The following is a 26,199-nucleotide window of genomic DNA, read 5'->3' as shown; positions in this document are numbered from 1 at the left end:
CGGGGTGGGAGCGGCCGGTGGGTGATCCCGGGGGACGGCCGCTAGGGGGAGGGGTCGCGGGCTCCGGGGGCGCCGCTGTCGGCGACGTCGTCGGCCCTGCTGATGGCCCTGTTATAGATGCGAGTTTTCGACCACGTCAAGGGTTCGTCTTTGTTCATTCGACAAATGAGACCTGTGGAAGTTGCTCATTAAGACCTATTGACAGGTCAAAGTTGCTGATGAAGTCTGAGCACACGCCGTCCGAGGACAGAGAGGGAACCCCCCGCATGAGCAGCAACGGCTCCGCCCGCCACCAGTTCTTCATCAACGGCGCCTACGTCGACGGCTCCGGCGCCGAGGGCTACGACGTGATCAGCCCGGTCACCGGCGAGTACGTCGCCACCATTCCGGTCCCCACCGCCGCCGACCTGGACAAGGCCGTCACCGCCGCCAACACCGCACAGCGCGCGTGGGCGAGGGTCAACGTCTGGCAGCGCGCCGAGCTGTGTCACCGCATCGGCGACGAGATCACCAAGCGCGTCGACGAGCTGGCCCGCCTCCAGACCCTGGAGCAGGGCAAGCCCCTCGCCGAGTCGGTCGCCGACATCGAGGAGGCCGCGCAGCTCTTCCACCTGCACGCCGAGGACGCGGTCCGGCTGCACGGCGAGACGATGCCCTCCACCGACGGCACCAAGCGGATGTGGACCTTCTACGCGCCGGTCGGCACCTGGGGCATCATCACCCCCTGGAACTTCCCGCTGCTCATGCTCGCCGAGTTCGTCGCCCCGGGTCTGGCCACCGGCAACGCGCACGTGGTCAAGCCGCCGGCCAACACGCCGCTGACCGTGCTCAAGGCGATGGAGGCGTTCGTCGCCGCCGGCGTCCCCGAGGGCCTGATCAACATCCTCCCGGGCGAGGGCGCCACCGGCGACGCACTCGTGCGGCACGACGGCATCGACGCGATCGGCTTCATCGGCTCCTCCGCCACCGGCGCCAAGATCCAGGCCGCCGCCGGCCTCAAGCGCTCGATCATGGAGTGCTCCGGCAACGGCCCGCTGGTCGTGCTCAAGGACGCCGACCTGGACGCCGCCGCCAAGGCCGCGGTGTACGGCGCGTACCTGTGCGCGGGCCAGGTCTGCTGCGCCACCGAGCGGGTGATCGTGGTGGACGAGGTGCACGACGCGTTCGTGGCCGCCGTACTGCGCGCTGCCGAGGACGTGGTGCTCGGCGACCCGTTCGACGCCGCGACCAACCTGGGCTCGCTCAACAACGAGGGCGTCGCCGCCAAGATGGACCGGCACATCGCCGACGCGCACGAGCGCGGCGCCAAGGTGCTGCTCGGCGGCAAGCGCCGCGAGGGCATGCCGACCGACCTGTACTACGAATTCACCGTGGTGGACCAGGTCCCGGTCGACAGCCTGCTCTCGCGCGAGGAGTCGTTCGGCCCGGTGGTGCCGATCATCACCGCCGCCGACGAGGACGACGCACTGCGTCTGGCCAACGACGACAAGCTCGGCCTCCAGGGTGCGGTGTTCACGAGCAGCATGCGCGCGGCCTACCGCTTCGTCGAGGAGATGGCCGTCGGCCAGGTCGTGGTCAACGACAGCACGTGCTTCTGGGACGTGAACATGCCGTTCGGCGGAGCCGGCAACCGGGGCACGGGCTGGGGCCGGATCGGCGGCAAGCACACCCTGCTGGACATGTCCGACCTGCGCACGGGCGTCATCAACCTCTGAGGCCCTCGATTGCCGGGCCGGGCTGTTCGACCTCGATCGCCGGCCATGACAGCCCGGCCGGCATTCGAGGCCAAGCAGCCCGGCCGGCGCATGAGGCCAAGAACAGCCCGGCCGGGGCTCGAGGCCACGGAGCCCGGCCGGCGTTCGAGGCCCAGGCGGCCCGGCCTGCGCATGAGGCCAAGCAAGAGCACGTACATCGGCCACAACCCGCAAGGGAAACCGCATGACCCCCAGCCACCGCACCGCCTTGCGCCGCACCGCCCAGGAACCGTTCTGGCTGGACCGGCCCGAGTGCCCGGAGCCGCTGCCCCGTCAGGTCGGGGACACCCGGACCGACCTGGCCGTGGTCGGCGGCGGATACACCGGCCTGTGGACCGCGCTGATCGCCAAGCAACGCGATCCCGGCCGCGACGTACTCGTGCTCGAACAGGGCACCTGCGGCCACGCCGCCAGCGGGCGCAACGGCGGTTTCTGCTCACCCAGCCTCACCCACGGGCTGGCCAACGGCCTCCAGCGCTGGCCGGACGAGATCGACACGCTGCAACGCCTGGGCACGCAGAACCTGGACGCGTTCGAACGCGACCTGGACACGCACGGCATCGACTGCGGCTTCGCCCGCACCGGCAAGGTCGCGGTGGCCGCCACCCCGTGGCAGGCCGAGGCGCTGCGTGCGTCGGTACCGGTGGCCAACCGCCACGGCGAGAAGGCCGAATACCTCGAACACGACGCCCTGCGGGCGTACGTCGACTCGCCGCTGTGGTCGGCCGGCGTGTGGCAGCCCGACTATGCGCTCCTGGACCCCGCCCGCCTGGTCTGGGGGCTGCGTCGGGCCTGCCTGGACGCGGGCGTGCGGATCGTGGAGCGCACCGAGGTCACCGCGATCGACACCAAGCCCACCGACCTGATCCGGCTCACCACGGCGTACGGGATCGTCGGCGCGCGCCGGGTCGCCCTGGCCACCAACATCTTCCCGCCGCTGCTGCGCCGGCTCGGCCTGAGCATGGTGCCGGTCTACGACTACGCGCTGACCACCGAGCCGCTGACGGACGATCAGCTCGCCGCCATCGGCTGGACCGGTGCGCACGGCGTCACCGACGCGGGCAACCAGTTCCACTACGTGCGCAAGACCGAGGACAACCGCATCCTGTGGGGTGGCTACGACGCCATCTACCACTTCGGCAGCAAGGTGGACGAGGCGCTGACCCAGCGCCCGCAGACGTTCGACGTGCTCGCCGAGCAGTTCGCCGCGACCTTCCCGCCGCTGGCCGACGTCGCCTTCTCGCACGCGTGGGGCGGCGTGATCGACTCGACCACCCGGTTCTGCATGTTCGCCGGCACGGCCGCGGCCGGCCGGATCGGCTACGCCCTCGGTTTCACCGGACTGGGCGTGGGCGCCACCCGGTTCGGCGCGGAGGTCGTGCTCGACCTGCTCGCGGGCACCCGGTCCGAGCGTACGGAACTCGAGATGATCAAGCGCAAGCCCATCCCGTTCCCGCCCGAACCCGCGCGCTGGATCGGCATCCAGGCCACCCGCTGGTCGATGGCCCGCGAGGACGCGCACGGCGGCCGCAACATGTGGCTGCGTACCCTCGACCGGCTCGGGCTGGGCTTCGACTCGTGAGCGACGCGAGCGGGGCCGGCGGGCCGGGCGTGGCAGGGGAGTCGGCCGAACAGGGCAGGATGGCTGCCGAAGATCGAGAGGACGTGCCGAACTCGGCGCCGCAGCAGACCCGGAGCAGCCGTATGAACCCCGCAGGCCCGCTGGACGACATCGACCGGCGCATCATCGCCATCCTCCAGGCCGACGGCCGCCGTGCGTACAAGCAGATCGCCGAGGACCTGGGCATCCCGGCGTCCTCGGTGCGCTACCGGGTGCAGCGCCTGGAGGAGAGCGGCACGCTCCAGATCGTCGGCATCGCCAACCCGCTGACGATCGGCTTCGATCGGCTCGCGATGATCGGCATGCGGGTCCGGCCCGGCAGCGCCCGGGAGGTGTGCCGCGAACTGCGCGAACTGCCGGAGACGTCCTACGTGGTGATGGTCGCCGGGCAGTACGACGTGATGGTCGAGGTGATCTGCCGTGACACCGACCACTTCACCGACCTGCTCAATCGCCGGCTGCTGCTGATCGACGGCGTGCTCTCCACCGACTCCTTCTTCGTCCTCGAAGTACACAAGTTGGCCTACGGCTGGGGTGTCGGCGGTGTGGAGTCGTCCCTGCTCGACTCGCCGGAGATACCGCCGGGATCGGGTCTGGACCAGCGCGACAACCGCTGAGCCACGGTTCGCCCGACGGTCCTTTTCCGTGGTGCCCGGACGTTGTGCCAGACGGGTGTGCGGGTGGTGCGTTGCTGCGGGCCGCGCGGGCCGGGCGGGCTGTGCGGGCCGGGCGGTCGGAGAATGAGAGAGAGGCCGGAGTTCCCGCGATGGCTCGATGGTGGGCGGTCGCTCGGTGGGCGGCGGACCGTGGGGCGAACCGCATGGCGGTAGGCCAGCACGGAGCGCAGCACACTCGGGTTCGTCCGGTCTCGGCCGTCGAGTCCGGGGCGTCGGCGGCGGGCGAGCAACTCGGTGATCGCGGCCGGTGGATGGATGTCCAGGAACACCACGGTGTCCGCCGCGGCCAACCGCATGGCCAGCGTGGGGGCGTGGTTGCCGGCCAGGATCCAGCCGGGTGCCGCCATCAGTGCGCGCTGCGCGTCGGCGAACCCCGCGGCGAACTCCTCGGCGGGCGCGGTCGATCGGTCCTCGCGGCGGTACAGGGTGTCCAAGTGTGTGACGGGGAGCCCGAGTCGGTTGCCGAGTGCATCGGCCCACCCGGCCCGGCCGGCTCCGCCGACCCCGACGACGACGATCTTGCGCATGGTCTCGCAGCCTACGGAGGCGGCCGAGGCCGCATGACGGGAATCCGGGGAACCGACCCTATCGGGTGGGCGGATCGCCCCCGAACGCGTCGTGGCACGACGCCGGCCGGGCCGTGGACGGCCCGGCCGGCGGTTGGTGTCGTGGCCGGTGAGGGTTGCCGGCCACGACACGGGTGGGCCGACCCGGTCAACCGGCGGCGGCCGGGACCCGCGATTCGGGTCGCGGATCGGCGACGGGGAAGAGTACGCGTTCCGCCAACAGCCCGAAGACCAGGCCGAACGTGGTCCAGATGACGGTGTGGATGCCGAGCGAGGCGACCCGGAAACGCCATACCACCGTGGCCGAGAACTCGGCCGGGATCTCGTTCACCATGGGCATCGCCCACATCGCGACGCCGACCGCGACCACGAACGCCGCGACCGCGAGCGGGACGGCGTTCCAGATCCCCAGCGTTGGGGTCAGCCGCCGGGCGAGCAGTATCGAGGCCGCCGCGAACAGCACGGACAGCGCGAGCATGCCGAAGTGCAGCGCGGTGCGCCGCCCGATGGTGTCCGGGTCGCCGACCGCCGGCGGGTTCGCCGGGTACTTCAGGAATGGCACCACGATCACCGTCACGAACCCGAGCAGCGCCAGCAGTCCGGCCGTGGCACGAGGGCGCAACGGCCCGATCCTGCCGTAGGCGAAGGCGAAGACGAGCGCGAACAAGCCGCCGACGGCGATCCCGTACACCCCCACGCCGGTCAGCATGCCGATGGTGCTCTGCACGCCCCGACTGACGATCTCCTCTTCGGGATCCTCAAGCGCCGGCCCGGCTATTTGGCCTCAAACGCCGGCCGGGCTGTCGATGGCTTGCCTGGGCTGTAGTTGGCTTGCGCGGGTTGCGGTGGCTTGCTTGGGCTGTGGACGGCCCTGGGCTGTGTAGATGGCGTGTCCGGGCTGTGGGGGCTTGGTCGGCTGTTGGTTTGTGGGGGGCCGGGTTGGGTGGGGTGTGAGGGTGGTCAGGTTGTTGCGGTGCCGGTGAGTCGGGTTGGGGTGAGGCGGATGGTGATTCGGACCGACTCGGGGGGCAGCGCCAGGTATTCCTCGCCCGCGCCGGGGCCCTCGTACTTCTCGGCCAACGCGACGGCGAGCCGACGGTCGACGTCCTCGGTGATCGTGGTGGTGCCGCGCACCTCCAGGTAGACGTCGGGATCGGCCGGATCGTAGATGGTCAGGCTCGCGCGCGGCTGCCGACGCAGGTTGCGTTCCTTCAGACGGCCGGCCTCCGACGAGATCAGCACGTCGTCCCCGTCGCGCTCGACCCACACCACCGAGGTCTGCGGCCCACCGTCACGATTGACGGTGGCCAACACCGCCGGGTGAGCCCCGTCGAGGAGCTTGCGGGCGGCATCGCCCAGCGAAATCGTCATGTTCGGGATCCTACGGCGTGCCCTCGATCCCGGAGGAGTGTGCGGGCTCCTTCGCCGAGCGCCGTTCTCGCGCTCGTGTGCGCCGGTGCTGCGCCGTGACGACATGCCGCGCCGCACGCACCACGGCGCACACCGCTACGGAGCCGCTTCGCGGAACCGGGGGTAGGCGGGGCACCTGCCGCCCGCGCTCGAACCCGGCGCCGTCACCGCCCAGGCTGCGGCGGCCTCGGCGTTGTTGTTTCGGGGCGTGGCCGAACCAGGCCCCGAGCTGGGGCCGTTGGTGGAGGCGCGACGAGTGCTTGCCGAGTATTCCCCGACCGAGCTCAAGGAGCGACAGGAGCGACTCGTGGCCAGGCTCGAAGAGCGCTCGGCTGTGCGTGGCTGAGGACGGGCGATGCGGATCTACGGCCGGATGACGGTTTTGCCGAGGGGGCGGCCGGTGAGTTGGTCGCGCAGGACGGTGGGGAGTTCGGGGAGGGTGATCTCGTCGGTGATCAGGCGTTCCACGGGCAGGCTCGGGAGAGTGGTCAGGGCGGTGGCGAAGTCGGCAGAGGTGGTGCCGTAGCTGCCGGCGACGGTGACCTGGCGGCCGCACCATGTGGTGTGGACCGCGTGTTCGTGCCGGCGGACGTGGTCCAGGTCGACGGCCAGGCCCGACAGTTCGTCGCCGGGCGCGGTACCGCCGTAGAGCAGGGCCAGGCCGGACGGGACGAGGACGTGCAGGGCGTCGGCCAGGACGTCCGGGCGGACGAAGCTGGTGGCGATCACCGCCACGTCGAAGGTGGAGGCGGGCAGCGCGGCGATGGCACACACCTCGAAGCCCCGGTCCCGGAGGAACTTCGCCCGGTCGGCGCTGCGATTGGCCAACGTGACCTCGGCGCCGGCCAGTTCGGCCAAGCGGGCGATCAGCAGACCTGCCGCGCCCGCGCCGAGCACGACCACTCGGCGGCCGGCCGGCGACGTGCCCAGGTGGCCGGCCAGTGCCGCGACGCAGTGCCCGGCGCACGCGAGTGGCTCGGCGAACACGGCCTGTCGGGAGGGGAGTCGGTCCGGGACCCGGGGGAGTGCGGTGAGCAGGCGGTCGGCCGGCCCGGCCGCGTACATCTCGGTCGCGAAGCCGGTGGTGCGGGCGAGCCGGACGTTCGGGTCCAGGGCCACCCGCCGACCGGTGGGCAGCCGATCCGGAAGGGTGGATTCGGTGATCACGCCAACGAGTTCGTGCCCGAACTGGCTGGGGCCGTGCCGCTCGCGGGCCACCTCCTTGAGGTCGGAGCGGCACAGGCCGGCCAGTTCGACCCGGATCAGCACCCGGTGCTCACCCGCCGGCGGGTCCGGCCGGTCGTGCCGCAGGCAGGGGCCGTCCGGGCCCAACTCGACCCTCATTCCGGCGAGTCCGAGGGGGTGGTCGAGGTCGCCGCCGCGGACTCGGCCGGTCGAACCGGCGGGCACGGTGTCCCCGCGGCGGGGCGACCCGAGCGCGCCTCGGGGACCGACCGCGTCTCCGGGCCCGACCGCGCCGCGGCGGCGGTGGTTGCCGCGGCAGCCGTACGGGCCGCCGGAGCCGGAGCCGGAGCCGGCCGCGAAGCCGAAGCCGGACCCGGGTGCGAAGCCGAAGCCGCACCCGTGCGCGTCGCCGGAACCGAAGCCGAAGCCGAAGCCGAAGCCGGGCCCGGGTGCGAAGCCGAAGCCGGACCCGGACCCGCACCCGCGTGCGTCGCCGAAGCCGGCGCCGTCGGCGCCGTCGGCGCCGTGCGCGCCGTCTGCGTCCGCAACATCTCCAGCGCCTCGCCGAACCCGTCCGCGATCAGGTGCGCGTCGGTCGGGGTCAGGATCAGCGGCGGGCGCAACTCGATCACGTTGCCCAGGCCGTGTTCCGACACGCGGGTGAGGATGCCCCGCGCATGCAGGTGGTGCTGGAACGCCTGGGCCAGCTCCGGCGCCTTCGCGCCGTCCGGGCGGACCAGTTCCACGCCGATCATCAGGCCCGGCCCGCGGATGTCGCCGAGCACGGGGTGCTCACGCTGGAGCACCCGCAGCCGCTCGCTCAGGATTGCCCCGACCCGGCGTACGTTGGCCAGGAATCCGGGTCGGCGGACGATCTCCAACGTCTTGACCGCCGCCGCCGCGGCAAGCGTGTGGCCGCCGTAGGTGAACCCGTGCAGCGACCGGTCCCAGTCGGCCATCCGTTCCTCGGTCAGGATCGCCGCGAGCGGCAGGCCGCTGCCGGTCAGGCCCTTGGAGACGGTCATCATGTGCGGGGCCACGCCGAAGTGGTCCGCCGCGAACATCTCGCCCGTCCGGCCGAACGCGGTCTGGATCTCGTCGAAGATCAACACGATCCCGTGTTCGTCGCACAGCGCCCGCAGCGCCTGGAAGTACCCGGGCGGCGGCACGATGTTGCCGCCCATCCCGCTGATCGGCTCGATCAACACACACGCGACGCTGCCGGAACTCGCGTACGTGATGAAGTCCTCGATCCGCTCCACGCACAACATTCCGCAGGTGTCCGGAGTCTGCCGGTAGAAGCAGCGGAAGCAGTAGGCATCGGGCACGTGCAGGGCGCCGGCGGCATGGGCCGGAAACGGCGCGCGCATCCGGCTGCTGCCGTTGAACGCGGTGGCCGCGATGGTCTGCCCGACGTGGCCCCGGAACGGCACGATCACATCGCGCCGCCCCGTGTGGTGTCGGGCGATCTTGATCGCGCCCTCGTTCGCGGTCGAACCGCCGCTGCTGCGCAGGTTCACCCGGGTCAGGCCGGCCGGTGCCAGGTCCACCAGGTCGCACATCAGGCGGTCGGTGGGCTCGGTGCGGAACGAGGATGAGGCGAAGACCAGTTCCTCGGTCTGTGCGCGCACGGCCGCCATCACTTCGGGATGGTTGTGCCCGAGCACCAGGTTGAACGTCCCGGACACGCAGTCGAGATACTCACGGCCGGTGGAATCCCAGGAACGAATGCCCTCGCCGCGCACCAACACCGCGTTGCCCAACTGGTATTGCGCGACCTGCACGGCCCCGGCCGACGGTTCCCGTGCCGGCTCAGTCATCGCGGTGGTCCGCATCCAGCCAGGCCAACTGGGTGCGGACCCAGGCCTCCAGGGTCCACGGCTCGGCCACCCGGCGCCGTCGCTCGGCCGCCGCCTTGCGCTCGGCGGCGGGTGCGGTCAGCGCGGCGACCAACGCCTCGGCCTGTTCGACCAGGTCGAAGGGGTTGACCGTGCGGCAGACCGGACCCAGGATCTCCGCCGCACCGCACATCTCGGACAGGATCACGTCCGCATCCCGCTCGTTGACGAGTGGCGCCTCGAACGTGCTCAGGTTCTGGCCGTCCACCGTCGAGTTGAACATCAGCACGTCGGCCCGACGGAAGCAGCCGATGGTGTGCTCGACCTCGTTGTCGCAGTGCAATCGCACGGTGTCCGGGCCCAGTTCGGCGTTCGCCTCGGCGATCGTGTACTCCACGCGGCGCAGGTATTCGGCGTTCGCCTCGACGTAGAGCCGATTGGGATTCATCCGGATCAGCAACCTGGACGAGCGCACCGACGGTTCCAGGCGATGAGCCGCCACGAAGGCCCGCACCGCACGCTCGGCGTTCTTCATCGGGTCGGTCCGGCCGCTGTGCACCACCAACGGCACGTCGCCCGCCCACTCCGCGATCCCCTCCGGGAGGCGAGGTCGGTCCGCCTCCAGGGCGAGCGGACTGTAGCCGAGCGGCATCGTGCGCACCCCGGTGCGCCGGCCGCGCCAACGCACCACGCCCGCGTTCCGGTCCACCTCCGCGTCGGGTATCAGATCCGCGACGCAGTCCAGGAAGTTGCGGCACCAGCGCTCCGCGAAGAAGCCGATGGTGGTCGCGGGCAACATGCCCTCCAGGATGCCGACCCGCATCGCCTTGGGCAGGATCCGCCAATAGTCCGGCGACGGCCACGGGATGTGCACGAAGAGCAGGATCGGCGCGTTGGTCCGCACGGCGCGCAACCTGGCTGGCACGCCGACGAGTTGATAGTCGTGCACCAGGTAGGCCGGGTCCGCCACGTCGGCCGAGTCGGCGAGCAGCGCACCGGCGAAGTCCTCGGTGAACCGGGCGAACCGGTCCAGCGCGGCGTAGGTCTCGGTCCCGAAGGTCGGCGTCTTCCACCTGTCCCAACCGTAGTTGTTCGCGGCCCACATCAGCTGTGCGGTGAGGAAGTTCTGTACCACCTCGAAGGTGTCCCGATCGTGTCGGAGCAGGCGGACCCGGATGTCACGGCCGGAACGCAACCGCAGATCCAGGCCGTTCGGATTCTCCCGGGCCGCCCGATGGTCGTCGTCGGTATCCGCGCTGGCGATCCAGGTGACGTCGAGCACGCCCGCCTGCTCGGCGACCACGTTTCCGGTACCACCCGGGGCGAGCCATGGTCGCAACGTGCCGCGCTCGGGATCCGGGGCGAAACTGACGGCGGCGCGCTTGCTGGCCAGGAACAGATGACGGTCCATCAGGGCTGGTCCCTTCCGAAGACGACGGGGGCGTCGAAGGCGGCTGAAGCGTCGAGGGCGGCTGGGGTGTCGGTATCGGGTGCGGCTGCGGTGTCGGGGGTGGCCGGGGTCCGGTGCGGCCCGGGCGAGGGATGGTCAGCTGCCGGCGCGGCGATCAGTGCGACGTCCGCGGCGAAGACGTCCACCGGTGCCAGGCCGCGCAGTTCGGGCAGGTGCGCGGCGCGCTCGCTGTGCAGGCACGCGTTGCGCGGGCGGCACGCGTACGCCGTGTCCCCCTGCGGTACGGCCGTCACGAGCGCGGGGTCGACGCCGTAGGTCGTCGCGATGTGCCGGGCCCATCGGACCCGGGAGAGCCGGCGCGGACCGCCCAGATGCACCACGCCGGTGTGCGGCGAGTCGAGCAGCGCGGTGGTCCAGGCCGCGACGTCGTCGATCAGCACGGGGGTGTTCCAGTGCCGGTCCGGCACCGCGACCGGCGCGCCCACGGCCAGGCGTTCGGCACACGTGGTGAAGAAGTTCGGCCGCAGACCGGCCCGGTCCCACCCGTACACCAGGCTGACCCGCAGCACGAGCGCGTCGCCGCCGGCCAGGTAGGCGGTCTCGGCGGCCAGTTTCGCGCGTCCGTAGGCGTTGGCCGGCGCGGTGGGATCGGATTCGACACAGCTGTCCGCGTGTCCGGCGAACACGTTGTCCGTGGAGATCAGCAGGGTCCGCGCGGTCCGACCCGCGAGGGCGGAGACCACATGCCGGGCTCCGGCCGCGTGAACGGCCGCCGCCCCGGCCGGATCGGCCTCGCACCAGGTGATGTCCGAGGGCCCGTGCGCGGCCACCACCGCGTCCGGGCGGACCGCATCCACGACGGTACGCACCTGGCCCGGATCGGCGACGTCCACCGGGAGCCAGCGCAGCCCGCGGGTCTCCGGAGTGCGCGGGCGGCGCCGCGAGCCGAGCACCACGCCGTGGCCGAGGCGGCTCAATCGGGTGCCGACGTGGCCGGCTATGTACCCCGACCCGAACACCAGGACCCGGGTCATCGGGAAACCCCCTTCCGGTTCGGCCCGTTGGGCCGGTCGGGCCGGTGCGAACCGCTCGGGCCGCCCGATTCGCGCGATCCGCTCGGCTCACTCGAACCGTGCGATCGGCTGGGGGCGTGCGGTGAACTCCGGTCGTCCGCACGGTCGGTCCGGCCCGCCGGATCCGTCGCCGGGTCGACGCTCGGGCCCGCCGGGCCCACGGTCGGGTCCACCGGGTCCACCGGGTCCACCGTCGGTTCCGTACCCACGTCGGCCCCCGGATCACCAGCCCACTCGCTCGGCAGCAACCGCAGCGCCTGACTGCCCGTCACCACCACCACCCCGCACAGCGCGACGAGGCCGAGGACGGTGCCCAGGCCGAGGTGCCCGGCCAAGGTGCCGACCAGCGGCGGAGCGCCCAGGAAGCCCGCGTACGAAACCGTGGTGACCAGCGAGATCGCCTGCGGGCGCTGCTGCGGGGCGACCGCGCGCCCGGTCGCCGCGAGCAGCGTCGGCACGACCGGGGCCAGCCCGACGCCGGCGAGCGCGAACCCGGCGAGCGTGCTCGCGGTGGACCAGGCCGCCGCCGCGACGGCGAGTCCGAGGCCGCCCAGCGCCCCGCCGACGAGCACGAGCGTCCGGTCGCCGACCCGTTCGCCGCGCCACTGGGCGAGCACGCGACCGACGGACAGGCCGGCCATGTAGGCGGCCGGGCCGCACGCGGCGAGGAACGAACCCGCGCCGAGGTTGTCCGCGAGATGGATCGCGCCCCACTGCTCGACGGTGTTCTCCATCAGCAGCACGGTGCCGCCGACCGCGCCGACCACGAACAGGGCGACCAGAAGCCGGCCGTGCGCGCGGTCGGTCCGCGCGGCCGGCTCGGAGTCCGGCTCCTGCTCCTGCCACCGCCGCCGGTCGATCGCCAGGATCGCGCTGAGTGCGACCAGCACGGCGATCGCCACCAGGATCGCCCGTGCGGACGCGCCCAGATGCAGGGCCAGGCCGACCGCCGGCGCGGCGAGCACCATCGCCAGCGGGGTGGCCGCCTGAACCTTGTTGAACAGCCGCTCGCCGGTGAGCGCCTCGCGTGCGGCGGTGGTGGCGTTCAGCGCCACCTCGATCGCGCCGCTGGCCGCACCGATCAGGAGCAGCGCGGCGGCGAACGTCCACCGGGATCCGGCCCCCGCGACGGCGAGGGTGCCGAGCGCGAACGCGGCGGTCACCAACGGCAGCGTGCGCGGCCCGAGTCGCCGCGCGAGCGGCCCGGTGAGCAACATCGCGGGTACCGCCGCGACCGGGACCGCGAACAGGGCCAGGCCCAGTTGCCGGTCGTCCAGCGCCAGTTCGTCCTTGAGCGTGGGGATCAGCGCGGCCCATCCACCCCAGAACAGCCCCCAACTCGTCGCGGGAGCCACCAGCCCCAGCACACCGCCGCCGTGCCGCATCGACGCTCCGTCCGTGAGGGGTGACCGAGAGTGCCGCCCACCGTACTGCCCCGTCACCACTCTCGGCCGGCATCCTGCACGGGTAGCGTGACCTGGAGCATTGCATTTCGGCGCATTGCACTTCGACGGACCGGGGAGGCTTTCGACCGTGGGATACCGGGCCGGCAGGTATTGGGCGATCGACGCCGGCGGCACGCGCACCACGGCCATCGCGCTCGACACGATCCGGTACAGCCGGGAGTCGGTGAACCCCGCCTCGGCCGGCGCGGCGGCCGAGCAGACGTTGGCGCGACTGTTGTCCGAGATGGCCGCAGACCTGGGCGGCGCGTCGGTCGGCTGGTTCGCGAGCTCGACGATCACCATGGACACCGCGCCGGAAGCGATTGACCGACTGGCCGCGCTCGTGCGCGAGCAGGGCTTCGAGGGCCGGCTCGTGGTCTCCGGCGACGTGCCGCCGCTGCTGTTGACGCCGCCGCTGTCCGGCCGCGGCGTCGTGGTGGTGGCCGGCACCGGCTCGGCCTGCGTGGCGAGTGCCGGGCCGGACGCGGGCCCACCCGTCGTGATCGGCGGGTGCGAGTATCTGGGCAGCGACGAGGGCAGCGCGTACGCGCTCGGCGAGGCGGGCCTGCGGGCCGCCGTGCGCGGGGCGGACGGCCGCGGGCGGCCGACCTCGTTGTTCGCCGCATCCGGCCCGCGCGAACTCGCGCGCCGGCTGGCCGCCGAGCCGTTCCCCAAGGCGGCGGTGGCCGCACTCGCCCCAAAGGTGTGCGCGGCCTGGCAGGCGGGCGACGCGGTGGCGGGCGAGGTGGTGCGCGCCGGCCTGGACGAGTTGATCGCGGGTGTGCGCGCGGCCCGGGACGCGGCCGGGCTGACCGGGACCTGGCGGGCCGTGCTCAACGGCGGCGTGTTCCGCGGGTGTCCGCCGTACGCCGCCGAGCTGAGCCGGCGGATCGTCGGCGAGCTGGGCGCGGCCGAACCGCCGACCGTGATCGCCGATCCGGTCGCCGCGGTGTATGCCGCGCTGCTGGCGAACGAGGGTTCACCACCCAAGAGTTGGGCACATATCCGCAACCTCTGATGGGCCGGGGCACAGCCGAGCGAGGGGGATCGCCGATGATCGGGCAACCGCACGAACGGGCACCAGGAGGCGTCCCGCGACCCCGGCAGCCCGGGACGGAATCCGCCGCCGGCCGGGCGCACGCACGCGCGGACGACGCCGGGCCGATTGGGCTCGGGCTGTGTCTGGCCGCACTGGCGCCCGTGGGGCTGAGCGGGGCGTTGCAGGTGGCCCGGGATGCGGGGGTGGGCGTGGTGGATCTGCCCGCGGACGCCCACTTCGCGCTGGTGGACCGCGGGCGGCTCGCCGATCCCGGCCTGCATCGCGAGGTACGCGAGGAATGCGCGGCGGCCGGGGTCGAGGTGGGCTGTGTGAGCAACAGCCGGGACACCCAGTTGGTGCTGGGGCCGCACGGGCCGCACACCGACCCGGTGCTCGTCGGGACGGCCGAGGCCAAGCGGGCGCACGGGCTGCGGGCCGCGCTCGACACGGTACGGCTGGCCGCCGGTCTGGGCGCACCGCTGGCCCGGTTGATGCTGGGGGTGCCCGATCTGGCGCGCTGGCTGTCCTGGTCGGGCAGCGACGCGAGTTGGCAGGACAACGTGGATGCGTGGGCGCTCGCCGCGCGGCCGATCCTGGATCTCGCGGACGCGGTGGGCGTGCGGGTCGTGTTCGAGCCGCACCCCAAGCAGGTCGCGTACGACCCGGCGAGTGCGAGAGCACTGCTCTCGGCGGTGAGCGGTGTTCGCCTGTGCCTCGATCCGGCCAACCTCGCCGCCACCGGACACGACCCGGTGGCGGCCGTGCGCGGTTGGGGCGAGCGGCTCGCGGCCGTGCACGCGAAGGACCTCCAGCGCTGGTCCGGCTCCGAATCGCCGCGCGGCGCGGGCTGGTCGCGCTATGGCCCCGGCCCGGCGATCCGCTTCCGCGCACTCGGCGCCGGCGACCTGCCGTGGCCGGCCATCGTGGCCGCGCTGCTCGACGACGACTACCGGGGAGTGATCTACGTGGAACACGAGGACGCCCTACTGCCCACGGAGCAGGGCATCACCACGTCGCTCGCACTGCTGCGCACCCTGATACCTGCCGGACCGGCCCAGGGGCGGACCTGGTGACCCTCGACGGAGTACGCGGCGCGCTGCTCGCGGGCGGCCTGGGCGAGCGCATGGGCCCGCTCACCGCCGACGTGTGCAAACCCCTGGTGCCGTACGCCGCGTCGTGTCGGCTGGTGGACTTCAGCGTGGCCAACGCGATCCGCTCCGGCCTGCCCGAACTGGTCCTGCTCTCCCAGCATCGGGAATCCGACCTGGTCCGGCACCTGGTCACGCAGTGGGACGAAGTCCCGGGCACCCGGCTGCACTTCGGCCCCCACGACGCACTGGCCCGAAGCGGGCCGGGAGCGATCCTGCCCGCGCGCCCGGCCGAACGCGGCACCGCCGACGCGCTGCTCGCCAACGCGGAGTACCTGTTCGCCCCGGGCGCGAGCGATCTGCTGGTGCAACACGCGGATCACGTCTACGAGTTCGACTATGCGCCGCTGGTCGCCGCGCACCGGGCCGCGGGCGCCGACTGCACGATCGGCGTGCAGCGGATCGAGCGTCGCTACGTGCACCTGTTCGGGATGGTCGAGACCGATGCGGAATTGCGGGTCCGAGCGCTGGTCGAAAAGCCCGCGCGGCCGACGTCGGACCTGGTGTTCACCGCGTTCTGCGTGTTCCGGATCGACGCGCTGCGCGAGGTCCTGGCCGAGTTGGCCGCGCTCGGCGAGGACGGCTGGCAGCACGACATCAGCCGCGACGTGCTGCCCGCGATGATCGCCCGGGGCCGCCGGGTGACGGCGTACCGGGTGCACGACTACTGGGCCGACATCGGCACGGTCGAGCGCTACCGCACCGAGCAGCTGCGGCTCGTGGAGCAACCGCACCCGATCCGGTCCGAGACGCTCCCGCGCACCCTGGCGGGCCTGCCGGACGGCTTCCCGCGCTACGTCGCCGGGAGTCTGCTGGGCGCCGAGATACCGCCGGGGGCGCACGTCGAGCACAGCGTCGTGCACCCCGGTTGCCGGATCGAGCCGGGCGCGAGCGTACTGCGCTCGGTGCTGCTGCCCGGCGCCACGGTCCGCGCGGGACACACGGTTCGGGACGCCATCGTCACTCCGACCGGCATTCTCCAGCCGGCCACGCCCGTCGACCCGCCGCCCCGGCCGGCCACCGAGCCGCCCTCCGACCCGCCCTCCGAGGCATCCGCCGACCGCTCTCCCGACCCCGTCAGGAGAGCGCACGGTCCAACTCTTTCGCCGTGATGAACGACGTGTGCGTGCCCGCCGTCCGGACGGCGTGCGCGCCCGCGTGGGTGCCGGCGGCGGCGCAGCCCGCCCAGTCGCGGCCGGCCAGGTAGGCGTACAGGAAGCCCGAGACGTAGCTGTCCCCGGCGCCGTTGGTGTCCACCACCTCGTCGACCCGCATGGCCAGCGCCGGTACGTGCCGCATCGGTTGGTCCGCCAGTACCAGGAAGCTGCCCCGGCCGCCGGCCATGGCGACCACGATCTTGGCCCGGCCCCGGGCCAGCACGTCCCGCGCGGCCTCCTCGACCCGGTCGCCGAGCCGGTTCGTGGAGGTGAACACCAGGTCGGCCCCGTACGCGAAGTCCGCCCGGCCGGGGTCCTTCCCGTCCCAGCCGTGCAGGTCGGTCGAGGTGGACACGCCCGCCGCGATCGCCTCGGCCAGCGCGGGCCGGGACCACCCGCCGATCGACACGTGTGCATGCCGGGTGCGGGCGAGCGCCGGGCGGTACAACTCGGGGTCGACGACCAGGTCCGCGGGCAGCCGGCTGTCGTGCAGCGAGAGTCGTTCGCCGTCCGGGCCGACCAGGTTGACGCTGCGCGGGGTACCGCTGGGGTGGGACACGTGCGCGAAGGACAGGCCCTGTTCGGCGTAGTGGGCGAGCACGAAGTCCGCCTCCGGGTCGGCGCCGAGCACGGCCGCGAAGTGAGTGCGCAGGCCCAGCGCCCGGCAGCCGAGCGCCACCCCGTTGCCGGTGTGCGCGACGTACTGACGGATCGGCGGGACCTTGAAGTCGCTTATCGGCAGCGGTAGTTCCGGCACGCGGACGATGATGTCCACCCCGACGCCGCCGACCACGAACACATCCAGCTCAGTCATCGGTGCCTCCGTGGCTGCGGGCGAACGAGACCCCGGCGGCGGCGGGGGAGACCACGAGCGCGGCGTGGATCTCCTCGTCGCTCACGTCGTCGGTGATCACCGTCTCGCCGAGCGCGGTGGGCAGCACGAACCGCAGCCGGCCGTCTCGGATCTTGCGGATCTGGCCGAGCGCCTCGACGGTGGTCGCCGGGTCGAGCCGGGCGGGCAATCCGGCCAGCGTGGTGGGCAATCGCACCCGGTCCAGCAGCCCGGTCACCCGCGCGCACAGGGCCGGGTCGAGCAGCCCGCGTCGTTCGGCGATCCGGGCCGCGCAGGCCATTCCGAAGGCGACCGCCTCGCCGTGCAGGATCGGGCCGTAGCCGGTCGCGGTCTCCACCGCGTGGCCGATGGTGTGCCCGAAGTTCAGCGGCCGGCGAAGGTCGCGCTCATAGGGATCACGGGCGATCAACCGGCACTTGAGCACGCTGGAGGCATGCACGAGGGCGGCGGTGGGCGCCGGTTCGGCGGCCAGGATGGCCGCATGCCGATGCTCGATCAGCTCGAACAACTCCGGCGAGGCGATGATCCCGGTCTTGATCGCCTCGGCGAGCCCGGCGCGCAGCCCGCGACGGTCCTGGGTGCTCAGATACCCGACGTTGGAGACCACGGCCCTGGGCTGGTAGAACGCGCCGATCAGGTTCTTCGCGGACGGATGGTCGATGGCCACCTTGCCGCCGAGCGCGGCGTCCACGTGGGCGAGCAGCGTCGTGGGCACGTTGATGTACGGGATGCCGCGCATGTACGCGCTGGCCACCCAGCCGACCGTGTCCATCACCACGCCGCCGCCGACCGCGAGCAGGATGTCGCGGCGGGCGAGCGAGGTGCCGGCCAGCCAGTCCAGCAGGGTGCTCGCGGTGGGCAGGCTCTTGCTCGCCTCGCCGGCCGGGAACGAGGTGTGCACCACGTCCAGCCCGGTCGCGGACAGGCGTTCGGCGAGCCGGCGCCCGTGCAGCCGGTAGACGGTGTCGTCCGTGATCAGGGCGACGCGCCGACCGTCGATCTCGGCGCACAGCCGCGCGAGCGCGGTGGCCTCGTCGAGGCACACGTGTACCGGATACGTGTCGAGCCGCCGGGCGGAGGCCATGATCGGATCGACCGGACCGCGTGGCAGCGCCAACTGTTCGGACACTCGGACGTATTCGGTCATATATTCACACCCCGGCGGCTCAACGAAGACGTCGCAGACAATCCGGATATTCGCTGCCGAAATAATTACGGCGAGCGCTACGAAAAGTCAACAAGGACTCACCCAGAGTGCGTCCGCGCGGTTATATCAGACCCCTCGACGCTATTCCCGGCATTCGCCGATGCCGCAAAACTTCGCCCGGAAACGGCCTACGCGGCGGGCTGCGCAGGGTTCTGCGCGCCGGCCGTCGCGGGCGCGGTGGCCACGATCTGCTCGACGTTCTCGTGCCCCCACACGCCCAGCGGCAACAGCGCCTCGTTGAGCGAGCGTCCCAGCGGGGTCAGCGAGTAGACCACCTTGGGCGGGACCTCGCGAAACACCTCGCGGTGCACGATTCCCCGGCCCTCCATCTCGCGCAGCTGCTGGATCAGCATCTTCTCGCTGATACCGGACACCGCCCGGCGCAACTCCCCGAAGCGCCGCTCCTCGACGTGCAGCGCCCACAGGATCAACGCCTTCCACTTGCCGCCGATGACATCCATGGCGGCATCGAGGCCGCACTGGTAACGCCGAGCCATGCGCGTCTCCCGTTCCTGGCGATCCCTGCCGATCCCCACCGTTCCCGAGCCATCCTTACCGACAGGTAGGTACTGCTCCATATTGTCCGTACGCATTCGGCCGAAGGCAAAGGAATCCCCACCGCGGCCGTGTCGAGGACGCGCAACCGGGGTGTGGCTGCGCGAGCATGGCGGGATGAGTGAGCATGTCGTGTCACGGGTTTTCCGGGTCAGCACCGGCCGGCAGGAGCGGGTGTACGACCTGAGCGGTAAGTGTGCCGAGTTCCTGCGGGAGGTGGCCGGCGGGCGGGACGGATTGCTCAATGTGTTCGTGCCGCATGCCACCGCGGGGGTGGCGGTGTTGGAGACCGGGGCGGGCAGCGACGACGACCTGCTCGCGCTGCTGGCGGATCTGCTGCCGGCCGACGACCGGTGGCGGCATCGGCACGGCAGCCCCGGGCACGGGCGTGATCACGTGCTGCCCGCGCTGGTCCCGCCGCACGCGACGCTGCCGGTGATCGGCGGCGAACTCGCGCTGGGTACCTGGCAGTCGGTCACGATGGTGGACACCAACCGGGACAACCCGGACCGGACGGTACGGCTGACCTTCATGGGCTGAGCCGGCCGGGGGCCTTCCCCGCTCGTGTGGGCCGAGTGCGCCCGGTGTTCGGCCGTGGGTCGAACACCCGGGCGCGCTCGCCGTTTTTCGACGCTCTTGCGCCGTTTTCGGCCACCGGGCGGCCGCACCCTCGGCCCCTCCGGCCGCCGGGGAAATGTTCCGGCCAATCCGTCGAAGGTGCGCACTGATCTCCTCGGCAATGGATATTTCCTGTATCGGCTCGATCACGTCCCGTTTTCCTGCCGATCGCGTACTTTCCGCCCGAGAAAATGCGAGGCGGTATTCCGCTTCCGCCGGTGGACCGGCCGCCGGGCACCACCGCCCGTCCGCCCGTCAGCCGAAGGGATCCGATTCTTGAAGGTTCGACACCATGCCCTTCGACGTCGTCTTCGACCGATTCCGGTACGACCACCCGGTCGACGGCGACCAGCCGGAGAACAGTAACGCCGAAGGCGAGGAACTGCCGCGGCCTCGCGGACGCGTTGCTCGGCGGATGGTGGCGGATCGAACCGGACCGCGCGACCCTGCTCGGCACATGATCGCCTGGGAACTGCCCGGCCGATTGGCGGGTGTGACCCGGGTCGAGGCGTATCCGGCCGGTGCCGGACGCGAGTTCGGGATCGGGGCGGGTCGCGGGCCCGGGTTCGTGCCCAGCGCCGGCACGGTCGTCGGGCCGACGCGCGCTACGCGCTGTTCCGGCACGCCCTGTTGGAGCGCGGAGTACACGTCGACGCGGTCGGTTCGGCGTGCTGGTTCGTGTCCGCGGCGCTCACCGACCACGACGTCTCGGCCGCGTGCACGGCGGTGGACGCGGCGTTCGTACTGCTTGCCGGGGTGTGAGGGATCGGCAGCCGGCGTACGGGTGGGCCGGCTTCGGCTGTTCGGGGGTCCGTCGGGGTGTCGTACGCGCGGGTCGCCCACGCGTCGGCCGAGGCCATGACTAGCCTTACGTAACCGTCCTGATCATCGGGACGGCGTCCCCCACACAGGTAAGGATTCGCCGATGGGTTTGAGGAGTCTGCTGCGCAACGTCTTTCGTTCGCGGACGTCCCGCGAGGCGGCGGAGACACCCGAGACGACGGACGTGGCCGCCGCGCCGACCGACCTCGGCGGCGCGCCGACCGAGCCCCCGGTCGTCGCGCCCGAGCCGGTCGCCGGAGCGGAGCCGAAGACACGCGTCGAGACGACGACGCGCGTGGAGTCGGTGAGCCCGGAACCGGTGATCGAGCCCGAGCCGGTCGCCGTGGACGAACCGGTCGCCGTCCGCGAGCCGATGGTCGAGCCGGAACCGGCAACCCGTGCGGAACCGGTCGCCATCGAGGAGGCGACCACCCCTGAGGAGCCGACCATTCTCCCGGAGCCGGTCGTTCTCCCGGAGCCGGTCGTCATCCCGGAGTCCCGGGCGGAGCTCGACGCCCCGGGGCCGGCGCCGACATCGATTCCCGTACCGGCACAGTCGATCGCGACACCCGCCGAGGTCGAACAGGTCGAGGCCGAGACCGTCGTCGAGCCGGCCGCCGCGGAGGCGTCGGCGACCGAGGTCGAGGCCGAGCCGTTCGTGGTCGCCGAGGCCGCGCCGGTTCCGACCACCGTCGCGGTGGTGCCGCCGGCCCGGGCCGAAGAGGTCGCGCCCGGCCTCGGCGCTCGCGTGGAGACCGCCGCGGCGGCCGTGGCCAAGTGCGGCCTCGCCGGCCGCAGCGTCGCGGTCTACCTCGTCCTGGACCGCTCCGGCTCGATGCGCTCCTACTACAAGGACGGCACCGTCCAGCACCTCGCCGACCAGACGCTCGCGCTGTCCGCGCAACTCGGCGAGGCCGTCGTGCCGTTGGTGTTCTTCTCCACCGACGTCGACGGCGTCGCCGACCTCGACCCCGGCAATCACGTCGGCCGGATCGAGGAACTGCACGGCTCCTACGGGCACATGGGCCGGACCAACTACCACTGGGCGATCGCCAAGGTGGTCGAGCACTACCGCGCGTCCGGCAGCACCGACCCGGCGCTGGTGATCTTCCAGACCGACGGCGCGCCGACCAGCCGCCCCGCCGCCGCGAAGGCGCTGTGCGAGGCGGCCGGGCTGCCGATCTTCTGGCAGTTCATCGGCTTCGGCGACCCGGAGGCCAAGGGTTTCGACTTCCTCCGCAAGCTGGACGAACTCACCGTGCCGGAGCAGCGTGTGGTCGACAACGCGGGGTTCTTCCACGCGGGACACGACCCGAGGCTGCTCGGCGACGCGGAACTGTACGACCAACTCCTCCTGGAGTTCCCGGAATGGCTGAACGAGGCGGTCGCGGCGGGCGTACTGGCGGCGGACCCGGTGGACGCGCTGGTGTAGTCGAAGGCGGGATCACGCCCGACGGTCGGCCGGACGGCCGACCGTCGGGCGTTTTCCCGGTGGGTCGAGGGCGCCGGTCGGTCATGGGCGTTCGGGACGGGGGAGCAGCGGGCCACGGCGCCGGTGGCGCGGATGCGAGCCACCTCCGGGACGCATGCGGAGTCGGCTCGTGCGTGCCCACCGGGACCGCACGCGAGGCCGCCGGGCGGCGGGTCGCCGCACCGGCACCGTCACGCCGGATCCCCGGGCTCCTCCAGCGCGCGTACGGCCCGACCGATGTCCGCCTCCGTCGCGCCCGACAACACCACCTCGACGTCGCCGCGCCGGATCACGATGTCGGGTCCGCCCGGGCCCGCCATCGGTGCACGCGAGCGGCGCCAGCCGGCGATCGCCACCAGCAGGCCGCCCAGACCGATGCCATTGCTCAGCACGACGTTGACCACATCGAGCGTGGTCCCCATGCCGCCGACCGTGTCGTCCTCGGCGTAACTGGTCGCGGTGCCGCCCGAGACGTCCGGGTCCATCGCCAACCAGCGTTGCAATGACGCGACTTCGCAGCCCTCGTCGCCGACCACGCGCACCTGCACGAGCACTTGCCGCCACCCTTCGGAGACCGTCGGGGGCCCGCGCGCGGCGGGCCGACCTGCCCGGGCCATGATGCCGGCACGCCTTCGGCGGCAATTCACGGCCGGTACGGGTTCGGCCCGCCGTCCGACGCGGTGACCGGTCGCGGCGCCCACCGGCCCGACGTGCCGTCGTTCATCCGCGTGCGACCACACGCGCAACGCCGGTTCCGCCGCCGCGACGTGGGCCGGCTCGCCGCCGGTCAACACGATCAGCGTGCCCGCGTGGATCGCCGGCACCGAACCCAGCACCGGCGACTCCACGTAGCGCAGCCCGGCCGCGTGTGCCGCCGCCGCGAGCCGGCGACTGTTCGGGAGCCGGCGTCATCGCGTTGATCACGAGCGTGCCGGGGGGCGGCGCCTGCCACGATGCCGTCCGGCCCGAGCAGGACCGCCTCGGCGGCCGGCCCGTCGAAGACGCACAGCACGACGGCGTCCACGCCACGCGCCGCCTCGGCCGCGCCCCCGCCCCGACCGCGCCGGCCACCGTACGCGGCGTCCGGTTCCAGATCGTCACCTCGTGCCCGGCCGTCGCCGGCGCCTCGGCGGCGGCCGTGCCCATCCGGCCCGGACCGCACACGGCGACTCTCAGGCGCCGGCTCCGTTCGGGTCGTGGCTCGTGTCCTCGTCGGCGTCCGCGACCAGCGCGAACGCCTCGACCTCCAGGAGCAGATCGGGCCGGAACAGGGCGCCCACCTGGACCGCGGAACTGGCCGGCGGCCGGGTCATGTCGACGAACTCGTCCCGGGCCGCGCGCACCGCCGGCAGATGCCCGACGTCGGTGAGGAAGTAGGTCAGCTTGATCACGTCGTCGAAGGTCGCCCCCGCCGCGGCCAGGCAGCGCCGCAGGTTCTCGAACACCTGGCGGGCCTGCGCGCCCGGGTCGCCCTCGCCGACCAGGTTGCCGTCCTCGTCGAAGGCGACCTGCCCGGAGACCGCGACCAGCCGGCCGGTGCCGGTGACCACGTTGGTGTAGCCGTTGCCCGGTCGCACGCCCTCGGGCGCCGGGATGTGGGTCAGGCGATTCGATGTCGTCATGACGCCCATCCTCACCCGTCCGCCACCCACCCCACCAACGCATCCCGTGCAGAGGGGACATGCATGGCGCGCATGGCTCGAAGGTCCCGGACAAGCCCTGGAGGCACCGCGCATGGAGCTGCTCGCCCTGCGTTCCCGCGTCGAGGTGTGCCACCACGGCTCGATCAGCGCCGCCCCGCGCACGCTCGGCTACACCCAGTCCGCGCTCTCCCGCCAGGTGGCGGGTCTGTGGCCGCCGAACAAGATCGTTAAGCCTGTCGCGGCCGGTTTCACCAGATCGAGCGAGAACCGATCCGTCGCCCGCTCGGACGCGTTCACGCGACCTAGCGTGTGCCCTGGCGAAAGGGGCGCACCGATGCCACAACCCTTCGAACTACCGCAGTTCTACGTGCCGTATCCCGCGCGACTGAACCCTCACCTGGAGGGCGCGCGCGAGCATTCCAAGGCGTGGGCCCGCCGGATGCGGATGATCGAGGGCTCGAACATCTGGGACGAGCACGACTTCGACTCGCACGACTACGCGCTGCTGTGCGCGTACACCCATCCCGACTGCACCGGGCCGCAACTGGACCTGGTCACCGACTGGTACGTGTGGGTCTTCTTCTTCGACGACCACTTCCTGGACATCTTCAAACGCACGCACGACATGGCCGGCGCCAAGGCATACCTGGAACGCCTGCGTGCCTTCATGCCGGTCGACTCCACCGCCGAGATCCCCGCGCCGACCAACCAGGTCGAGGAGGGCCTGGCCGACCTGTGGGCGCGGACCGTGCCGAGCATGTCGCAGGACTGGCGGGAGCGGTTCGCCGAGAGCACCCAGGCGCTGCTCGAGGAGTCGATGTGGGAACTGGCCAACATCAACGAGGGCCGGATCGCCAACCCCGTCGAATACATCGAGATGCGTCGCAAGGTGGGCGGCGCGCCGTGGTCGGCCAACCTGGTGGAGTACGCGGCGAACGCCGAGGTGCCCGCGGTGATCGCGGCCTCACGTCCGCTGCGCGTGCTCAAGGACACCTTCGCCGACGGCGTGCACCTGCGCAACGACCTGTTCTCATACCAGCGCGAGGTGGAGATCGAAGGCGAGAACGCGAACGCGATCCTGGTTTTCGAGAAATTCCTCGGCTGCACCACCCAGGAGGCGGCCGAGGCGGTCAACGAAGTGCTCACCTCGCGCCTGCACCAGTTCGAGCACACCACGTGCACCGAACTCCCGCCGCTGTTCCTCGAACACGGCCTGGACCCGCAGTCCTGCCTGGACGTGATGGCCTACGTCAAGGGCCTGCAGGACTGGCAGTCCGGCGGACACGAGTGGCACATGCGCTCCAGCCGGTACATGAACGGGGCCGGTGCGGGAGCCGGTTCCGCCGGTGGGCCCGCGGTGCCGACGGTGACCGGGGTCCTGGCCGGGCCGCAGGGGATGGGCACTTCGGCCGCGCGGATCCTGCCGGGCCTGGTGGCCGGGCTGCACAACGGGCTGCGCGCGTTCACGCACGTGCCGTTCCAACCGGTCGAGCCGTACGACATCCCGGACTTCTACCTGCCGTTCCCGCCGCGACTGAACCGACATCTGGACACCTCGCGGGAGAACCTGGTCGAGTGGGCCGCCCGGATGGGCATCACCCGCGAGGGCATCTGGGACGAGCAGGCGCTGCGTGGATTCGACCTGGCGCTGTGTGCGGCCGGTATCGCACCGGACGCGACGCTCGACCAACTCGACGTGGCCTCGGGGTGGTTGGTCTGGGGCACCTACGGCGACGACTATTACCCGATCGTGTTCGGCCGCTCGCTCGACCAGGCCGGCGCGAAGGCGTACACCGAGCGGCTGAAGACGCTGATGCCGATCGACGGCGAGCCGACGCCCGTGCCGACGGACGCGATCGAGCGCTCGCTGGTGGACCTGTGGACGCGCACCGCCGGGCCGATGCCGCCCGCGTCGCGCCGCAGGTTCCGGCGCACCATCGAGGACATGATGGACAGTTGGCTGTGGGAGCTGGCCAACATGGCGCTCAATCGTATTCCGGACCCGGTCGACTACATCGAGATGCGCCGCCGCACGTTCGGTTCCGACCTGACCAAGAGCCTGTCCCGGCTCTCGCACGGCGAGGTGGTGCCGGACAAGGCGTACCGCTCGCGCGCGGTGCAGGCGATGGAGAACTCGGCCGCGGACTTCGGCTGGATGATCAACGACGTGTTCTCCTACCGCAAGGAGATCGAGGTCGAGGGAGAACTGCACAACTTGCTGCTGGTGGTGCAGAACTTCTTCGGTTGTGACTTCGCCCAATCGCTGGCGATCGTGAACGACCTGATGACCTCCAGAATGCGGGAATTCGAGCGGGTGGTCGCCGTGGAACTCCCGGCGATGTACGACGATTTGGCACTGGACGCGGCGGCCAGGGCGGCACTGGACGGGTACGCGGTGGCGCTCGGTGACTGGAACGGGGCGATCCTGAAGTGGCACCAGGACTGCCTGCGCTACGCGCACCCGAAGCCGCTGGTGCCCTTTCCCTGGCAGCCGGCCGGTGACCGCCTCGCACACGTGCCCGCGGCCCGCGGTGGGCCTGCGGGTGGGTCGGCGGGTCGGTCGGCGGCGCGGGCCGGGGCCGAGCCGCCGACGGTGCCGCGGGTGCGGTACGGGCCGCGTGGGCTCGGCACCTCGGCCGCTCGGTTGGCGGGCGTCCGGGCAGGGGTTCCGGGACGATGACCGGTGGCGAGCGGGCCGACCCGCGG

At 72.0% G+C, this 26,199-nt stretch carries 24 protein-coding genes; 10 read left to right on the top strand and 14 right to left on the bottom strand.

The genetic code is table 11. The annotated features are described in order from the left end of the window. Positions 1-266 precede the first annotated feature (266 nt). From ACZOOI_RS02730 to ACZOOI_RS02720, 3 genes are all read left to right on the top strand, one after another. Positions 267-1,715, top strand: a complete 1,449-nt coding sequence (locus tag ACZOOI_RS02730; protein ID WP_465279224.1) for an aldehyde dehydrogenase family protein — start codon at positions 267-269, stop codon at positions 1,713-1,715. Positions 1,716-1,938: 223 nt separating this feature from the next. Beyond that, a complete protein-coding gene (locus ACZOOI_RS02725; protein WP_465279223.1) occupies positions 1,939-3,336 on the top strand; it encodes an NAD(P)/FAD-dependent oxidoreductase in 1,398 nt (465 codons plus the stop codon). 122 nt (positions 3,337-3,458) lie between these two features. Beyond that, a complete protein-coding gene (locus tag ACZOOI_RS02720; protein WP_465279222.1) occupies positions 3,459-3,992 on the top strand; it encodes an Lrp/AsnC family transcriptional regulator in 534 nt (177 codons plus the stop codon). Here ACZOOI_RS02720 and ACZOOI_RS02715 read toward each other — a convergent pair. The 8 genes from ACZOOI_RS02715 to ACZOOI_RS02680 all read right to left on the bottom strand — a co-directional run bounded on the left by ACZOOI_RS02715 (position 3,899) and on the right by ACZOOI_RS02680 (position 12,920). Next, positions 3,899-4,579, bottom strand: a complete 681-nt coding sequence (locus tag ACZOOI_RS02715; RefSeq protein ID WP_465279221.1) for a P-loop NTPase family protein — start codon at positions 4,577-4,579, stop codon at positions 3,899-3,901. The two genes, ACZOOI_RS02720 and ACZOOI_RS02715, sit on opposite strands and share 94 nt — an antisense overlap. Positions 4,580-4,766: 187 nt before the next feature. Beyond that, positions 4,767-5,396 carry a CbtA family protein gene (locus ACZOOI_RS02710; protein ID WP_465281100.1) on the bottom strand — a complete coding sequence of 210 codons (630 nt, stop codon included), beginning with the start codon at positions 5,394-5,396 and terminating at the stop codon, positions 4,767-4,769. A gap of 182 nt (positions 5,397-5,578) precedes the next feature. Then, positions 5,579-5,989: a PPOX class F420-dependent oxidoreductase gene (locus ACZOOI_RS02705; protein ID WP_465279220.1), complete on the bottom strand. Its 411-nt coding sequence runs from the start codon at positions 5,987-5,989 to the stop codon at positions 5,579-5,581. A gap of 402 nt (positions 5,990-6,391) precedes the next feature. Beyond that, positions 6,392-7,372 (bottom strand): alcohol dehydrogenase catalytic domain-containing protein, encoded by a 981-nt coding sequence (locus tag ACZOOI_RS02700; protein WP_465279219.1) that lies wholly within the window; start codon positions 7,370-7,372, stop codon positions 6,392-6,394. After that, on the bottom strand, positions 7,369-9,033 hold the full coding sequence (locus ACZOOI_RS02695) for an aspartate aminotransferase family protein (RefSeq protein ID WP_465279218.1): 1,665 nt from the start codon (positions 9,031-9,033) through the stop codon (positions 7,369-7,371). Before ACZOOI_RS02695 ends, ACZOOI_RS02700 begins: the two co-directional genes overlap by 4 nt. Next, positions 9,026-10,462, bottom strand: coding sequence for a trehalose-6-phosphate synthase (locus ACZOOI_RS02690; RefSeq protein WP_465279217.1), 1,437 nt, complete (start codon positions 10,460-10,462; stop codon positions 9,026-9,028). Before ACZOOI_RS02690 ends, ACZOOI_RS02695 begins: the two co-directional genes overlap by 8 nt. Further along, entirely contained in the window at positions 10,462-11,496 is a 1,035-nt protein-coding gene (locus ACZOOI_RS02685; protein WP_465279216.1) for an SDR family oxidoreductase, read from the bottom strand. Before ACZOOI_RS02685 ends, ACZOOI_RS02690 begins: the two co-directional genes overlap by 1 nt. Continuing rightward, complete coding sequence (locus ACZOOI_RS02680) at positions 11,493-12,920, bottom strand: MFS transporter (RefSeq protein WP_465279215.1); 1,428 nt, start codon at positions 12,918-12,920, stop codon at positions 11,493-11,495. The genes ACZOOI_RS02685 and ACZOOI_RS02680 overlap by 4 nt, the downstream gene beginning before the upstream one ends. Positions 12,921-13,068: 148 nt before the next feature. On the opposite strand from ACZOOI_RS02680, the gene ACZOOI_RS02675 reads away from it, so the two are divergent. The 3 genes from ACZOOI_RS02675 to ACZOOI_RS02665 are packed head-to-tail and all read left to right on the top strand — an operon-like array spanning position 13,069 to position 16,279. Beyond that, positions 13,069-13,998: a BadF/BadG/BcrA/BcrD ATPase family protein gene (locus ACZOOI_RS02675; protein WP_465279214.1), complete on the top strand. Its 930-nt coding sequence runs from the start codon at positions 13,069-13,071 to the stop codon at positions 13,996-13,998. Positions 13,999-14,033: 35 nt separating this feature from the next. Beyond that, positions 14,034-15,092, top strand: coding sequence for a sugar phosphate isomerase/epimerase family protein (locus ACZOOI_RS02670; RefSeq protein WP_465279213.1), 1,059 nt, complete (start codon positions 14,034-14,036; stop codon positions 15,090-15,092). Then, a complete protein-coding gene (locus ACZOOI_RS02665) occupies positions 15,089-16,279 on the top strand; it encodes a sugar phosphate nucleotidyltransferase (protein ID WP_465279212.1) in 1,191 nt (396 codons plus the stop codon). Before ACZOOI_RS02670 ends, ACZOOI_RS02665 begins: the two co-directional genes overlap by 4 nt. On the opposite strand, the gene ACZOOI_RS02660 is transcribed toward ACZOOI_RS02665, so the two are convergent. The 3 genes from ACZOOI_RS02660 to ACZOOI_RS02650 all read right to left on the bottom strand — a co-directional run bounded on the left by ACZOOI_RS02660 (position 16,245) and on the right by ACZOOI_RS02650 (position 18,881). Continuing rightward, positions 16,245-17,138: a carbohydrate kinase family protein gene (locus tag ACZOOI_RS02660; RefSeq protein WP_465279211.1), complete on the bottom strand. Its 894-nt coding sequence runs from the start codon at positions 17,136-17,138 to the stop codon at positions 16,245-16,247. The two genes, ACZOOI_RS02665 and ACZOOI_RS02660, sit on opposite strands and share 35 nt — an antisense overlap. Beyond that, complete coding sequence (gene aroB / locus ACZOOI_RS02655; RefSeq protein WP_465279210.1) at positions 17,131-18,324, bottom strand: 3-dehydroquinate synthase; 1,194 nt, start codon at positions 18,322-18,324, stop codon at positions 17,131-17,133. Before aroB ends, ACZOOI_RS02660 begins: the two co-directional genes overlap by 8 nt. 188 nt (positions 18,325-18,512) lie before the next feature. Further along, on the bottom strand, positions 18,513-18,881 hold the full coding sequence (locus tag ACZOOI_RS02650) for a winged helix-turn-helix transcriptional regulator (RefSeq protein WP_465279209.1): 369 nt from the start codon (positions 18,879-18,881) through the stop codon (positions 18,513-18,515). A 175-nt stretch (positions 18,882-19,056) separates the two neighbouring features. Here ACZOOI_RS02650 and ACZOOI_RS02645 point away from each other — a divergent pair, with 175 nt between their 5' ends. The 3 genes from ACZOOI_RS02645 (at position 19,057) to ACZOOI_RS02635 (ending at position 21,811) form a co-directional block, all read left to right on the top strand. After that, positions 19,057-19,479, top strand: a complete 423-nt coding sequence (locus tag ACZOOI_RS02645; RefSeq protein WP_465279208.1) for a YjbQ family protein — start codon at positions 19,057-19,059, stop codon at positions 19,477-19,479. Between the two features lie 708 nt (positions 19,480-20,187). Further along, the gene (locus ACZOOI_RS02640; protein ID WP_465279207.1) at positions 20,188-20,319 is read left to right on the top strand and encodes a hypothetical protein; all 132 of its coding nucleotides are present in this window, start codon (positions 20,188-20,190) and stop codon (positions 20,317-20,319) included. 163 nt (positions 20,320-20,482) lie between these two features. Next, on the top strand, positions 20,483-21,811 hold the full coding sequence (locus tag ACZOOI_RS02635) for a VWA domain-containing protein (RefSeq protein WP_465279206.1): 1,329 nt from the start codon (positions 20,483-20,485) through the stop codon (positions 21,809-21,811). A 230-nt stretch (positions 21,812-22,041) separates the two neighbouring features. Here ACZOOI_RS02635 and ACZOOI_RS02630 read toward each other — a convergent pair whose 3' ends face one another. Genes ACZOOI_RS02630 through ACZOOI_RS02620 form a run of 3 tightly spaced genes read right to left on the bottom strand, consistent with a single transcriptional unit; the run spans position 22,042 to position 23,481 of the window. Continuing rightward, positions 22,042-22,686, bottom strand: coding sequence for an effector-associated constant component EACC1 (locus ACZOOI_RS02630; RefSeq protein WP_465279205.1), 645 nt, complete (start codon positions 22,684-22,686; stop codon positions 22,042-22,044). Then, positions 22,571-22,996, bottom strand: coding sequence for a hypothetical protein (locus tag ACZOOI_RS02625; RefSeq protein ID WP_465279204.1), 426 nt, complete (start codon positions 22,994-22,996; stop codon positions 22,571-22,573). Before ACZOOI_RS02625 ends, ACZOOI_RS02630 begins: the two co-directional genes overlap by 116 nt. A 26-nt stretch (positions 22,997-23,022) precedes the next feature. Beyond that, on the bottom strand, positions 23,023-23,481 hold the full coding sequence (locus ACZOOI_RS02620) for a RidA family protein (protein ID WP_465279203.1): 459 nt from the start codon (positions 23,479-23,481) through the stop codon (positions 23,023-23,025). A gap of 346 nt (positions 23,482-23,827) precedes the next feature. Between ACZOOI_RS02620 and ACZOOI_RS02615 the strand changes: the two genes are divergently transcribed. Then, entirely contained in the window at positions 23,828-26,173 is a 2,346-nt protein-coding gene (locus ACZOOI_RS02615) for a terpene synthase family protein (protein ID WP_465281099.1), read from the top strand. The last annotated feature ends 26 nt before the right edge of the window (positions 26,174-26,199 follow it).

The organism is Embleya sp. L77 (genome assembly GCF_055557415.1).
The sequence above is the reverse complement of the archived record's forward strand: the minus strand, read 5'-3'. Positions and strand labels throughout refer to the sequence as shown.

Excerpts from the sequence above, each read along its gene's own strand:
- ACZOOI_RS02700 (WP_465279219.1), bottom strand. The coding sequence starts at position 7,372 with ATGAGGGTCGAGTTGGGCCCGGACGGCCCCTGCCTGCGGCACGACCGG.
- ACZOOI_RS02615 (WP_465281099.1), top strand. The coding sequence starts at position 23,828 with ATGCCACAACCCTTCGAACTACCGCAGTTCTACGTGCCGTATCCCGCG.
- ACZOOI_RS02705 (WP_465279220.1), bottom strand. The coding sequence starts at position 5,989 with ATGACGATTTCGCTGGGCGATGCCGCCCGCAAGCTCCTCGACGGGGCT.
- ACZOOI_RS02645 (WP_465279208.1), top strand. The coding sequence starts at position 19,057 with ATGAGTGAGCATGTCGTGTCACGGGTTTTCCGGGTCAGCACCGGCCGG.
- ACZOOI_RS02690 (WP_465279217.1), bottom strand. The coding sequence starts at position 10,462 with ATGGACCGTCATCTGTTCCTGGCCAGCAAGCGCGCCGCCGTCAGTTTC.
- ACZOOI_RS02620 (WP_465279203.1), bottom strand. The coding sequence starts at position 23,481 with ATGGGCGTCATGACGACATCGAATCGCCTGACCCACATCCCGGCGCCC.
- ACZOOI_RS02715 (WP_465279221.1), bottom strand. The coding sequence starts at position 4,579 with ATGCGCAAGATCGTCGTCGTCGGGGTCGGCGGAGCCGGCCGGGCCGGG.
- ACZOOI_RS02660 (WP_465279211.1), bottom strand. The coding sequence starts at position 17,138 with ATGACTGAGCTGGATGTGTTCGTGGTCGGCGGCGTCGGGGTGGACATC.
- aroB (WP_465279210.1), bottom strand. The coding sequence starts at position 18,324 with ATGACCGAATACGTCCGAGTGTCCGAACAGTTGGCGCTGCCACGCGGT.
- ACZOOI_RS02725 (WP_465279223.1), top strand. The coding sequence starts at position 1,939 with ATGACCCCCAGCCACCGCACCGCCTTGCGCCGCACCGCCCAGGAACCG.
- ACZOOI_RS02720 (WP_465279222.1), top strand. The coding sequence starts at position 3,459 with ATGAACCCCGCAGGCCCGCTGGACGACATCGACCGGCGCATCATCGCC.
- ACZOOI_RS02695 (WP_465279218.1), bottom strand. The coding sequence starts at position 9,033 with ATGACTGAGCCGGCACGGGAACCGTCGGCCGGGGCCGTGCAGGTCGCG.
- ACZOOI_RS02625 (WP_465279204.1), bottom strand. The coding sequence starts at position 22,996 with ATGGGCACGGCCGCCGCCGAGGCGCCGGCGACGGCCGGGCACGAGGTG.
- ACZOOI_RS02685 (WP_465279216.1), bottom strand. The coding sequence starts at position 11,496 with ATGACCCGGGTCCTGGTGTTCGGGTCGGGGTACATAGCCGGCCACGTC.
- ACZOOI_RS02730 (WP_465279224.1), top strand. The coding sequence starts at position 267 with ATGAGCAGCAACGGCTCCGCCCGCCACCAGTTCTTCATCAACGGCGCC.
- ACZOOI_RS02650 (WP_465279209.1), bottom strand. The coding sequence starts at position 18,881 with ATGGCTCGGCGTTACCAGTGCGGCCTCGATGCCGCCATGGATGTCATC.
- ACZOOI_RS02670 (WP_465279213.1), top strand. The coding sequence starts at position 14,034 with ATGATCGGGCAACCGCACGAACGGGCACCAGGAGGCGTCCCGCGACCC.
- ACZOOI_RS02635 (WP_465279206.1), top strand. The coding sequence starts at position 20,483 with ATGGGTTTGAGGAGTCTGCTGCGCAACGTCTTTCGTTCGCGGACGTCC.
- ACZOOI_RS02680 (WP_465279215.1), bottom strand. The coding sequence starts at position 12,920 with ATGCGGCACGGCGGCGGTGTGCTGGGGCTGGTGGCTCCCGCGACGAGT.